The sequence below is a fragment of the Halomonas sp. SL1 genome (assembly GCF_003030865.2).
Lineage (GTDB): Bacteria > Pseudomonadota > Gammaproteobacteria > Pseudomonadales > Halomonadaceae > Halomonas > Halomonas halophila.
The window spans coordinates 82,814-95,255 of the sequence record NZ_PYUQ02000021.1 but is presented as its reverse complement, the minus strand read 5'-3'; the positions used below and the strand labels follow the sequence as shown (position 1 = coordinate 95,255).

Here is a 12,442-nt window from a genome sequence, read left to right as displayed (position 1 = left end):
AGGTGATTCATGCGGGATTTCCTGAAGGCCCTGCCCAAGGCCGAGCTGCATTTGCACATCGAGGGCACCCTGGAACCCGAACTGATGATGGCGCTCGCCGAGCGCAACGGCGTGACGCTGCCCTACGCCTCGGTGGAGGAGGTGCGCGCCGCCTACGACTTCGCCGATCTGCAGTCCTTCCTGGACCTCTATTTCCAGGGCATGAGCGTGCTGCTCACCGCCCGGGACTTCGAGGACCTGGCCATGGACTACTTCCAGCGTGCCGCCGCCGAGGGCGTGGTGCACGTGGAGATGCACGTCGATCCCCAGGCGCACCTGTCGCGGGGCGTGGCGTTGGAGGCGGTGATGGAGGGGCTCGAGCGCGCCCGCCGTCGCGCCGAGGACGAGCTGGACCTGTCCACAGCGATGATCCTCGCCTTCCTGCGCGACCGGCCTGCCGATGAGGCCGAGGCGCTGCTGGAGCAGGCCGCGCCCTATCTCGACCGGGTCGATGCCGTGGGCCTCGACAGCGCCGAGGTCGGCCATCCGCCGAGCAAGTTCACTCAGGCGTTCCGCCGCGCCGCCGAGCTCGGCCTGGCCCGGGTCGCCCACGCCGGCGAGGAGGGGCCGCCCGCCTATATTCATGAGGCGCTGGACGTGCTCGACGTCTGCCGCATCGATCACGGCGTGCGCTGCCTGGAAGACGAGGCGCTGGTCGCGCGGCTGCGCGACGAGGCCATGGTGCTGACCGTGTGCCCGCTCTCGAACCTGCGGCTCAAGGTGGTCGAGCGCATGGAGGCGCATCCGCTGCCGGCGATGCTCGAGGCCGGGCTCAACCTGACGCTGAACTCCGACGATCCGGCCTACTTCGGTGGCGGCATGCTGGAGAACTTCCTCGCCTGCCAGCGCGCCTTCGGCTGGTCCCGCGAGACCTTCGCCCGGCTCGCCGGCAACGCCATCGAGGCGGCCTTCATGAGCGAGGCGCGCCGCGCGGAGCTGCGTCAGCGGCTGGCGGCCTGCGGCTGATCTCGGCGGTAATCCATGAGAAAAGGGCGGCTCCGAGGAGCCGCCCTTTTCGTACCTGCCTTGCACCTGATGCGTGCCTGGAAGCGCGATCAGGCGTCTCGCTGATGGACTCGGCGGCCGTTGGCCCAGGTGGCGTACACGGTGCGGTCGTCGCCCAGCATCATCAGCGCGAACAGCGTCTCGGCCAGCGTGCGGCAGCGTGCGGTGCGCCGGGCCAGCAGCGGCGTGGCCTGCGGGTCGAGCACCACGATATCGGCCTCTCCACCCTGGCGCAGGCGGCCGATGCGATCGTCCAGATGCAGGGCCCGGGCGTTGCCCAGCGTCAGCCGGTAGAAGCCCTGCCAGGCGGTGAGCGGCTGGCCGCGCAGCTGGCCGACCTGGTAGGCGGCCTTGAGCGTGGCGAGCCCCGAGAGATCGGTGCCGGCGCCTACGTCGCTGGCGAGTGTGGTGGCGAGCCCCGCCTCGCGGCAGGCCAGGCGGTCGAACAGCCCGCTGCCGAGGAACAGGTTGGAGGTCGGGCAGAAGGCGACGTTGGCGCCGGCCACGGCCAGCCGGCGGCGCATCGGCTGGTCGAGATGGATGCCGTGGGCGAAGGTGCTGCGCGGGCCCACCAGCCCGTAGCGCTCGTAGACGCCCAGGTAGTCCTGGCACTCGGGAAACAGCTCGGTGACCCAGGCGATCTCGCCCTCGTTCTCCGACAGATGGGTCTGCAGGTGCAGGTCCGGGGCATTGCGCAGCACCGCGCCGGTGGCTTCGAGCTGTTCGCGGCTCGAGGTGGGCGCGAAGCGCGGGGTCAGGCTGTAGCCGAGGCGGTCCCGGCCGTGCCAGTCGCCGATCAGCCGCTCGCTGTCGGCCAGCCCCCCGAGGGGATCGTCGACCAGCGCCTCGGGGGCGTGGCGATCCATAAGCACCTTGCCGGCCAGCATCCGCAGGCCGCGCGCCTTCGCGGCGCCGAAGAAGGCATCCACCGAGCCGGGGTGCGAGGTGCAGAACACCTGGGCGGTGGTGGTGCCGGCGCGCAGGGTCTCGTCGAGGAAGGCCTCGGCCACCGCCTCGGCGTGGGCACGCTCGGCGAAGCGACACTCCTCGGGAAAGGTGTAGTCGTTGAGCCAGTCGAGCAGCTGGCGGCCGTAGGAGGCCATGATGTCGAGCTGGGCATAGTGCACGTGGCTGTCGATGAAGCCCGGCATCATCAGCTTGTCGCCGTAGTCCACCGTCTCGATGTCCGGCGGCAGGTGGGGGGCCAGCTCGGCGTGGTCGGCCACGGCGTGGATGTGGCCATCGACCAGCCAGACGGCGCCGTCTTCCAGATGGAGCACGCTGCCCGCGGCCGGGGTGTCGCCTTCGCCCGGGTCGGCGTCGAAGCTCAGCAGCGGGCCGCGCAGCAGGCGCATCGAGGCACTTGAGGTCGTCATCAATTTCTCCAGTGAGCGCATCATGAGGGTAGCGCGATATGTTCGGGCGTCGATAGAAGACGAGCGCTGGGGGCATGCAGGAGCGAGGGTTTTTGCCATGGGTGAGGCGATCCTCGCCGAACGGGTTGGCCATGGATGGCCAGCACCGGTCCTGCAAGCGAAGCAGGATGCGAGAGCACCGCAGGGCAAAAGTAGCGCCCAGGGATGGGTTCACAGCGCCTCGCGATAGCATGTCGCCAGAAAAGCTCGTCTATCTGCGATAGAGGTGGCGCTTAGCCATCCGAGGGAAACGCCTGGCGCAGCGTCTCCGGGGCGACGCCGCGGCGGTCGTCGCGCGCAGTGTCGGGCTTGAGCGTCAGCAGCTCGGCGGCCACCGCCAGGGCGATCTCGCAGGGCCGCTTGCCGTGGGCACCGGGCACGCCGATCGGGCAGCGTACCGTTGCCAGTGCTGTCTCGTCGTGGCCGGCGTCGCGCAGCCGGCTCCTGAAGCTCGCCCATTTGCTGTCGGAGCCGATCATGCCGATCGAGGCGAAGTCGCCGCGTCGGAGCAGGGCGTCGACCAGGGCGCGATCCTCGGCGTGATCGTGGGTCATCACCAGGGCGTGGCAGCCGGCCGGCAGCGAGGCCACCGCGGCCTCTACGTCCGCGCCCTCGGCGCCGGCTGCCGGCTGCATGAGATGCAGTCGGTCGCGGTCGCGAGCGTCGTCGGGGAAGGCGTGCTCGCGGCTGTCGAACCACCACACGCGCCAAGGCAGCGGCGCCAGCGCCTGGACCAGCGCCCGGCCGACGTGGCCAGCGCCGAACAGCGCGATGTCCATCTCGGCGCCGGCGAACGGCTCGATCAGCACGTGCACGTAGCCGCCGCAGCACTGGCCGGATCGTCCGCCCAGCGGGAAGGCCTCCAGCCGGGTGTCGGTGCGGCCGCTGGCCAGCGCCTCGCGGGCGGCCTCGATCACCTGCTGCTCGAAATGACCGCCGCCCAGGGTGTCATGGACGTCGTCGGCGGTGATCACCATCTTGGCGCCGGGCTCCCGCGGGGTGGAGCCGGCCACGCCCACCACGCTGGCCAGGGCGTGAGGGCGCGCCTCGCGCTGCAGGCGGGCGAGCGCCGCGTACCAGGGTTCAGGCGGGTGCATGGTCAGGCCTCTCGTCACGATCGGCATCCAGGTCGGCATCGGCGGTGGTGTGGGCCTTTCGCAGGGCCTCGGCGGCCATCAGTACCCGCTCCGGGGTGGCGGGCGTGTCCAGCGCCGGGCTGACGCGGTAGTCGGCGAGGCTCGCCAGGGCGTCGCGCAGCGCCGACCACACCGAGATGCCGAGCATGAAGGGCGGCTCGCCCACGGCCTTGGAGCGGTAGATGCTGGCCTGGGAGTTGGGATGGCCCTGCATCAGCTCGACGTTGAAGGTCTCGGGCAGGTCGCCGAAGGCCGGAATCTTGTAGGTGGCCGGGCCGTCGGAGACCAGCCGGCCGGCCTCGTTCCAGACCAGCTCCTCGCTGGTCAGCCAGCCCATGCCCTGAATGAAGCCGCCCTCGATCTGGCCGATGTCGATGGCCGGGTTCAGCGAATCGCCCACGTCGTGGAGGATGTCGGCGCGGCTGACGCGGTACTCGCCGGAGAGCGTGTCGACCTCGACCTCGGCCACGGCGGCCCCAAAGGCGTAGTAGTAGAAGGGGCGGCCGCGGCCGGTGGCGCGGTCGTAGTGGATCAGGGGCGTGGCGTAGAAGCCCTTCTCGGAGAGCGAGACGCGGCCGATATAGGCGGCCTGGACCAGCTCGCCCCAGGGGATACGCGTCTCGGCCTCGCCGAGCCCGGCCACCAGCTGGCCGTCCTCCAGGCGCATGGTCTCGCGGTCGAGCCCGCCCGCCTCCTGGTCGAAGTGGCCGGCGGCGAAGTCGAACAGCCGCTCGCGCAGCTTGCTCGCCGCGTCGCGGGCCGCCTGGCCGTTGAGGTCGGCGCCGCTGGAAGCGGCGGTGGGCGAGGTGTTGGGCACCTTGTCGGTGCGGGTGGCGCTGATGCGCACGCGTTCCAGGTCGAGACCCAGCTCCCGGGCCACCACCTGGCACACCTTGGTGTGCAGGCCCTGGCCCATCTCGGTGCCGCCGTGGTTGATCAGTACGCTGCCGTCGGTATAGACGTGCAGCAGCGCGCCGGCCTGGTTGAGGTGCTGGGCGGTGAAGGAGATGCCGAACTTCACCGGCGTCAGCGCCAGGCCGCGCTTCACGATCGGGCTTGTCGCGTTGAAGGCGGTGATCTCGCGGCGCCGGGCCCAGTAGTCGCTGCTCTGTTCGAGCTGGCCGATCAGGTCGTGCAGCAGGGTGAGCTGCTCGACGCGCTGGCCGTAGTGGGTGATATCGCGGGTCACGTCCAGCGGCGTGCCGTCCTCGCCCTTGGCGCGGTAGAGGTTGCGCTTGCGCACGGTCAGCGGGTCCTCGCCGAGATGGCGAGCGATGTCGTCCATGGCGCGCTCGATGATCATCATGCCCTGGGGGCCGCCGAAGCCGCGGAAGGCGGTGTTGGACGCCTTGTGGGTGCGGGCGCGCTGGCCGGTCACCCGGGCCTCGCCCAGCGAGTAGGCGTTGTCGGCGTGGAACATGGCGCGGTCGACGATCGCCTCGGACAGGTCCGGCGAGTAGCCGCAGTCGCCGATCACGGTGATGTCGCCGCCGGCGAGCACGCCGTGCCCGTCGAAGCCGAGCCGATAGCGGTTGTGGAAGGGGTGGCGCTTGCCGGTGGCGCGCAGGTCCTCGGCGCGGGGCAGGCGCAGCTTGGCCGGGCGGTTGGTGCGCCGGGCGATCAGCGCGGCGATGCAGGCCCAGGGCGAGGCCTGGGTCTCCTTGCCGCCGAAGCCGCCGCCCATGCGGCGCATCTCCATGGTCACCGCGTGGAAGGGCACGCCGAGTACCTCGGCGACCAGCTTCTGGCTCTCGCTGGGGTGCTGGTTGGAGGTGTAGACCATCACGCCCTCGTCCTCGGAGGGCACCACCAGGCAGGCCTGGCCCTCGAGGTAGAAGTGCTCCTGACCGCCGACGAACTGCTCGCCCTCCAGCACGTGGGGCGCCCGCTCGAGGGCCGTCTGCCAGTCGCCGCGCTCGTGCACGTGGGTGGGGCGCACGAACTCCTCGCGCTCGGCGGCGGCCACCGGGTCCAGCGACGCCGGCTGCTCGTCGATCTCGACGATCGCCTCCTTGACCGCCAGCCGGGCCTCGCGGTGGCTTTCTGCCGCCACCGCGAACAGGCTCTGGCCGAGGTAGCTGATCTCGTCGTCGGCGAAGATCGGGTCGCCCGGGAACACTGGGCCGATGTCGGTATGGCCGGGCACGTCGGCCAGGGTGATCACGTCCACCACGCCCGGAGCGTGGCGCACCTTTTCCAGGTCGAGCCGGGTCAGGCGGCCGTGGGCCACCGGCGAGAAGCCCACCGCCACGTGCAGGGCGTTGGCCGGCGTGGCGATATCGTCGATATAGGGCGCGCGGCCGGTCACGTGCTTGACGGCGCTCTCGTGGGCGCGGGCATGGCCGGACGCCTCCCGGGAAGCGCTGGCCGTAGACGTCTCTGAAGCACGAGCGGCTTCGGGCGAGTTGGAAAGCCTAGTGAGCGTACGCATCGAGAGTCACCTTGGTCGCGGAATCGTTGTTGTCGTTGGCGGCCTGTTCGGCGGCGATCATCAGCCGCAGCCGCTCGAGCAGGTTGCCGGCGGCCAGGCGCCGGTACTCGGCGCTGCCGCGGACGTCGGACATCGGCGCGAGTTCCTCGCCGAGCGCGGCGCGGGCGGCGGCGAAGGCCTCGGCCTCCGGGGCGCGGCCCTCCAGGGCGGCCTCGGCAGCGGGCGCGCGGCGGGGCACGGCCGCCATGCCGCCGAAGGCCAGCCGCACGTCGCGCATCACGCCGTCCTCCAGGCGCCAGGCGAAGGCGGCGAGCACCGCGGAAATGTCGTCCTCACGTCGTTTCGACAGCTTCCAGACCTTGAGATTCTGCGCCGCGCCGGGGCGCGGCAGGAAGACGGCGCCGATGAATTCGTCCTCGGCCAGCGCTGTCTTGCGGTAGTCAAGGAAGAAGTCGGACAGCGGCAGCTCGCGGGGGCCGCGGGGGCCGTCGAGACGCAGCCGGGCGTCTAGGGCCAGCAGCACCGGCGGAGTGTCGCCGATCGGCGAGGCGTTGGCGATGTTGCCGCCGAGCGTGGCGCGGTTTCGGATCTGCGAGGAGGCGAAGCGGTGCATCAGGTGCGCGAAGGCCGGGTAGGGCGCATCCAGCAGCGGTGTCAGCCGGGCCAGGGTGACCGAGGCGCCGATCCACCAGCCGCTATCCACTTCCTCGATGGCATTCAATTCGGCGACCTGGCGCACGTCGATCAGATCGTCCAGCGCCTTGAGCTGCTGGGTGGCCTCGAGCCACAGGTCGGTGCCGCCGGCCACCAGCCTGGCGTCGGGGCGCTCGGCCTTGAGGGAGCGCAGGGCGGCGATGTCCTGGGGCGTGACGTAATGGCTGACGTCGTGGCCCTCGGCGGCGGGCTCGCCGTCGCGGGGCTGGCGCAGCCAGGCGACGTTGCCGGCAAGCCCGGCGTCCTCGGCCCAGGCCGGATTGGCCGCGGGATAGTCGCCCATGGTCAAGGCGGCATCGCGGATCGGCCGGTAGCCGGTGCAGCGGCACAGGTTGCCGCCCAGGGCCTCTTCCAGGCGCGCCTGGGTGAGCGGGGCAGGCCGGCGACGCTGATCCTCGTAGAGGGTGAACAGCGACATCACGATGCCCGGGGTGCAGAAGCCGCACTGGCTGCCGTGGCAGTCGACCATCGCCGCCTGGGCGGGGTGAAGACGCTCGTCGGCGGCCAGCCCCTCGACGGTGACCAGGTGGCAGCCGTCGAGCTGGTGGGCCGGGGTCAGGCAGGCGTTGGCGTTGTGATAGACCAGCTCGCCGTCGTCGCCGGGCTCGCCGATCGCCACGGTGCAGGCGCCGCAGTCGCCGGAGGCGCAGCCTTCCTTGGTGCCGGTCTGGCCGAGCCGGTCGCGCAGCAGCTCGAGGGTGCTGGTGTCCGCGCTGACGTCGCGACAGCGCTGGCGCCTGCCGTTGAGGTAGAAGTCGATCATGGGTGTCGGCTCCGATTGTGGTTGTAGTGGCCGGGAATCGTGGAATGACTTAATTCTTGACCATATGGTCAGCTTTGGCAAGTGCCGCGGCGCCTCTCTCCACTTTTTATACGCCGATCGCGCGTTGGCGGTGATGCCGAATTGCCTTGGTGCCGGGCTCTGAGGCACTCTTTGGCGCCAGATCGGTACCGACAGCGAGGGCCCATGGCCAAGGCAGACAACGGCAGTGAACAGGAAGGCGGCGCCATCCGCCGGCGCAACGAGCAGGCGATCCTGGCGGCGGCGGAGCGGGTCTTCGCCCGGCACGGCTATCGCGGGGCCAGCGTGCAGGAGATCGCCGAGCAGGCGGGGCTGCCCAAGTCCAACGTCCTCTATTACATGGGCAGCAAGTGCAGGCTCTACGTGCGCCTGCTGGAACAGGTGATGGAGCGCTGGAACGCCATGCTCGACGACATCTCGGCCGACGACGATCCGGCCGAGGTGCTGTCGGCTTTCATTCGCTCGAAGATGTGGATGTCACGCCGGCACCCCGAGGGCTCGCGGCTGTTCGCCAGCGAGATCATCGGCGGCGCGCCCTTCCTGCAGGAGTATCTGAGCGGCGAGCTGCGCGACTGGGTGCACAGCCGCGCGGCGGTGTTTCGCCAGTGGGCCGAGCGGGGCCTGATGGACCCGGTCGACCCGGTGTGGCTGATCTTCCTGATCTGGTCCTCGACCCAGCACTACGCCGACTTCGAGGCCCAGGTCACCGGCATCACCGGCCGCGAGGCGCTCTCCGACGAGGATATCGAGCGCATCACCGAGTTCCTGACCCGGGTGGTGATCAAGGGCTGCGGGGTGAAGCACCCCGCCGACCGCGCGCCGGCCGACGAGGCACCGCTTACTGAGCGGTGACCAGCAGCAGCACCGACAGCGCCGCCGACACCCACATCGCCGGGCGGATGTCCTCGAGGCGCCCGGTGGCCACCTTGATCAGCACGAAGCTCATGAAGCCGAAGGCGATGCCGAGGGTGATCGAGTAGGTCAGCGGCATCAGGATGATGGCCAGGAAAGCGGGAAAGGCCTGGTCGAAGCGCTGCCAGTCGATCTTTCCGATGGGGGCCATCATGAACAAGCCGACCAGCACCAGCGCCGGGGCGGTGGCGATGCCGGGGACCAGCGACAGCAGCGGCGAGAGGAACAGGAAAGGCAGGAACAGCAGCGCGATCACCACCGCCACCAGGCCGGTGCGGCCGCCCTGGGCGACGCCGGCGCCGGACTCGATGAAGGTCTGGGCGGCGCTGGTGCCCAGCGGTGCGGCGATCATCGAGGCGAAGGCGTCCACCGTCATCGAGCGCTTGAGGTTGCGCGGATTGCCGTCCTCGTCCTTGAGGTCCGCCGATTCCGACAGCGCCATGAAGCACGACAGGGCGTCGAAGAAGTTGGTGAACAGCATCACGAAGATGAACGGCAGGTAGGCCACCTTCAGCGCGCCGAGGATGTCGACCTGCATCACGGCGCTGAAGTCCGGCCAGGCGGCCAGGCCGTTCCAGGCCACCATCACCTCGTCGCCCCACAGCCGTCCCATGGGCGCGGCCAGCAGCGTGGTCAGGGCGATGCCCATGATCAGCGCGCCGTTGAAGCGCAGGATCACGAACACCGCGGTGGCCACCAGGCCGAGGAAGAAGGTGGCGAGATGGGCGTCCATGGTGCCGAGCGATACCAGGGTGGCGTCGCTGCCGACGATGAAGCCGGCGTTCTGCAGCCCGATGAAGGTGATGAACAGCCCGATGCCGCAGGTGATGGCATAGCGCAGCGAGGCGGGTATGGCCTCGATGATGGCGCGGCGGACGTTGAACACCGCCAGCAGGGCGAACAGCACCCCCGACCAGAACACGCAGCCCAGCGCGACTTCCCAGCTGAGGCCGGCGCCCAGCACCAGGGTGTAGGTGAACAGCGCGTTCATGCCCATGCCCGGGGCGACCAGGATGGGGTTGCGGGCGTAGAGGCCCATCGCCAGGCTGCTCATGAAGCTGATCAGCACGGTGGCGGAGAGCGCCGCGGAGAAGGGAATGCCGGCGTCCGAGAGCACGGCGGGGTTGACCACGATGATGTACATCCCGGCCAGGAAGGTGGCGATGCCGGCCAGGATCTCGGTCTTCAGCGTCGAGCCGCGGCGGGTGACGCCGAACCACCGATCGAGGAGAGGCAGGCTGGCCTGCCGCGAGGGTGCGTCCGCGTGGAGCGCCCCGTCGGCGCGGGGGGAAGTCTGTTGCATGCCGATACCCTGTTGTTGTTGTGGGTGGTGTGAGGCAGATTTTTCTGACCTTTTGGTCAAGATCAGCGAAAACCAAGGCTAGCCGCTGGTTCGCCGGCGTGCAAGCGTCGGGCCGGCGGCACCCGGTCAACGCGTCATATGCCCGGGGCGTCGTGAACCGCGCGCCCCGCGGCGGAAGGCAAGAGCGACGACAGACGAGACGACAAGAGACGAGCATGACCACAGGCGTGAATGACGCTTCTCCGGCCGGCCTGCCCATCGAGGCGAGGCTTGATGACATCCAGGCCGCGATGGCCGGGCATGCCCGCGCCCTGCTGGTGGCCGAGCCCGGCGCCGGCAAGACCACCCGGGTGCCGCTGGCGCTGCTCGAGGCCGACTGGTGCCGCGGGCAGCGCCTGCTGCTGCTCGAACCCCGCCGCGTGGCCGCCCGGCTGGCGGCGGGGCACATGGCCGATTCCCTGGGCGAAGCCGTGGGGCAGACGGTGGGCTACCGGATGCGCGGCGAGTCCCGCGTCGGGCCCGAGACACGCCTCGAGGTGGTCACCCAGGGCGTGCTGACGCGCATGCTCCAGGAGGACCCGCTGCTCGAGGGCGTGGCCGGGGTGATCTTCGACGAGTTCCACGAGCGCAGCCTCGAGGCCGACCTCGGGCTGGCGCTGACCCTCGACGCCCAGTCGGTGCGCGACGACCTGCGCCTGCTGGTGATGTCGGCGACCCTGGACGTGGCCTCGCTGACCGCCGTGCTCGGCGAGGACACGCCGGTGATCGCGTGCGAGGGGCGCCAGTTTCCGGTCGCCACCCATCACCGTCCTCCGAATCGCTCGCTCAAGCCCCATGACGAGGCCGCACGCCATCAGGTGGCGGTGGTGGCCGAGGCGCTGGCGGCCGACGACGGCGATGCCCTCGTGATCCTGCCGGGCGTCGGCGAGATCCGCCGTCTGGCGCGGGCGCTGTCCGATCGGCTGCCCGATGCCGCGATCCACGAGCTTCACGGCCGGCTGCCGCTGGACGCTCAGCGTCGGGCGCTGGCACCCGATGCCGAAGGCCGCCGCCGGGTGGTGCTGGCCACCGCCATCGCCGAGTCGAGCGTCACCGTGCCCGGCGTGCGGCTGGTGATCGATGCCGGCCAGGAGCGGCTGCCGGTGTTCCAGCCGCGCACCGGCCTGACGCGTCTCGAGACCCGCCGGGTCAACCGGGCCAGCGCCGACCAGCGTCGCGGCCGCGCCGGTCGCCAGGGCCCCGGCGTCTGCTACCGGCTGTGGGCCGAGGAGCAGCCGCTGGTGCCGGACCGCGAGCCGGAGATGCGTCAGGCCGACCTGGCCCCGCTGGCCTTCGAGCTGGCGCGCTGGGGCATCACCGAGCCGCAGTCGCTGAGCTGGATCACGCCGCCGCCGGCGGGGGCGCTCGCCGCCGGGCGCGAGTTGCTGCGCGGCCTCGGCGTGCTGGACGACGCCCATCGGCTGACGGCGCTGGGTCGCGCCTGCGCGCGCTGGCCGACCCATCCGCGGCTGGCGGTGATGCTGGAGCGTGCGTCCGAGCTCGACGCGGCGGCCCTGGCCTGCGGCCTGGCGGCGCTGCTCGAGGGTCGCGGCGCCGACGACGAGCGCGACCTGGCCGCGGCACTGGAGAAGCGCTTCGTCAGCCCCGGCGAGGATCGCGCCTGGCAGCGCGATGCCAAACGCCTGGCGAGTCTGATGGGCTGCCGGCTAGCGTCACCGCGGTTCGAGGCGCTCGGCGAGCTGCTGGCGCTGGCCTGGCCCGAGCGCATCGCCCAGCGGCTCTCGCCGGGGCGCTTCCGACTGGCCGGCGGCGGGCAGGGCACGCTGCCCGAGTCCCACCCGCTGGCCCACGCCGAGCTGCTGGTGGCGGTCGCCCTGGACGGCGAGGGCGGTGGCGGGCGGATCTTCCGCGCCGCGGCCCTGGACGAGGCGCGGCTCACCGCGCTGCATCCCGAGGCCGGCCAGTGGCGCGATCATCTCGAATGGTCCGACGAGCGCGGGCGGCTGGTCGGCGAACGCCGCCGCGGGCTCGGTGCCGTGGTGCTCGAGCGCCGGCCGCTGACGTCGCTGCCGCCGGAGGCCGCCCAGCAGGCGCTGCTCGAGGCGGTACGCCGGCGCGGGTTGCCGTTCGACGAGGCCACCGAGCAGCTGCGCGCCCGGGTCGCGCTGCTGCGCCGCACCCTGGGCGACGACTGGCCGGACTGGTCCGACGAGGCGCTGCTCGACGACCTGGACGCCTGGCTCGGCCCCTACCTGGCCGGGCTGTCGCGCCTCGACGAGGTCGAGGCGCTGCCGTTCGCGCGCATCCTCAGAGACGGCCTGGCCGGCGGCCAGTCGGCACGGATCGACGCCTTGGCGCCGACACACCTGACGGTGCCCAGCGGCTCGCGGGTGGCGCTGGACTATCGCGGCGAGACGCCGGTGCTGGCGGTGAAGCTGCAGGAGGTGTTCGGCTGGGAGGCCGCGCCGCGTCTGGTCGACGGCCGGGTCGCGCCGCTGCTGCATCTGCTGTCGCCGGCGCGGCGCCCGCTGCAGGTCACCGCAGACCTGACGAGCTTCTGGGCCAACGGCTACGCCGAGGTGCGCAAGGACATGCGCGGTCGCTATCCCAAGCATCCCTGGCCGGAGGATCCGTGGTCGGCCCAAGCCAGCGCACGGACCAAGCGGCGAAGCTGAGTCGTCCCCG

8 protein-coding genes are annotated in these 12,442 nt (G+C 71.1%); 3 read left to right on the top strand and 5 right to left on the bottom strand.

Annotated features, from left to right (window positions below):
• Positions 1–9 precede the first annotated feature (9 nt).
• A complete protein-coding gene (locus tag C9J49_RS14450; RefSeq protein WP_107181986.1) occupies positions 10–1,005 on the top strand; it encodes an adenosine deaminase in 996 nt (331 codons plus the stop codon).
• An 89-nt stretch (positions 1,006–1,094) separates the two neighbouring features.
• On the opposite strand, the gene guaD is transcribed toward C9J49_RS14450, so the two are convergent.
• The 4 genes from guaD to xdhA all read right to left on the bottom strand — a co-directional run bounded on the left by guaD (position 1,095) and on the right by xdhA (position 7,503).
• The gene (guaD, locus tag C9J49_RS14445) at positions 1,095–2,420 is read right to left on the bottom strand and encodes a guanine deaminase (RefSeq protein ID WP_107181985.1); all 1,326 of its coding nucleotides are present in this window, start codon (positions 2,418–2,420) and stop codon (positions 1,095–1,097) included.
• 272 nt (positions 2,421–2,692) lie between these two features.
• On the bottom strand, positions 2,693–3,556 hold the full coding sequence (gene xdhC, locus C9J49_RS14440; RefSeq protein ID WP_046080315.1) for a xanthine dehydrogenase accessory protein XdhC: 864 nt from the start codon (positions 3,554–3,556) through the stop codon (positions 2,693–2,695).
• Entirely contained in the window at positions 3,543–6,026 is a 2,484-nt protein-coding gene (gene xdhB, locus C9J49_RS14435; protein WP_107181984.1) for a xanthine dehydrogenase molybdopterin binding subunit, read from the bottom strand. The genes xdhC and xdhB overlap by 14 nt, the downstream gene beginning before the upstream one ends.
• Complete coding sequence (gene xdhA / locus C9J49_RS14430) at positions 6,010–7,503, bottom strand: xanthine dehydrogenase small subunit (protein WP_107181983.1); 1,494 nt, start codon at positions 7,501–7,503, stop codon at positions 6,010–6,012. Before xdhA ends, xdhB begins: the two co-directional genes overlap by 17 nt.
• 204 nt (positions 7,504–7,707) lie before the next feature.
• On the opposite strand from xdhA, the gene C9J49_RS14425 reads away from it, so the two are divergent.
• Positions 7,708–8,394, top strand: coding sequence for a TetR/AcrR family transcriptional regulator (locus C9J49_RS14425; protein ID WP_107181982.1), 687 nt, complete (start codon positions 7,708–7,710; stop codon positions 8,392–8,394).
• On the opposite strand, the gene C9J49_RS14420 is transcribed toward C9J49_RS14425, so the two are convergent.
• Positions 8,381–9,757, bottom strand: coding sequence for an NCS2 family permease (locus C9J49_RS14420; protein WP_107181981.1), 1,377 nt, complete (start codon positions 9,755–9,757; stop codon positions 8,381–8,383). The two genes, C9J49_RS14425 and C9J49_RS14420, sit on opposite strands and share 14 nt — an antisense overlap.
• Before the next feature lie 215 nt (positions 9,758–9,972).
• Here C9J49_RS14420 and hrpB point away from each other — a divergent pair, with 215 nt between their 5' ends.
• Complete coding sequence (gene hrpB / locus C9J49_RS14415; RefSeq protein WP_107181980.1) at positions 9,973–12,432, top strand: ATP-dependent helicase HrpB; 2,460 nt, start codon at positions 9,973–9,975, stop codon at positions 12,430–12,432.
• The last annotated feature ends 10 nt before the right edge of the window (positions 12,433–12,442 follow it).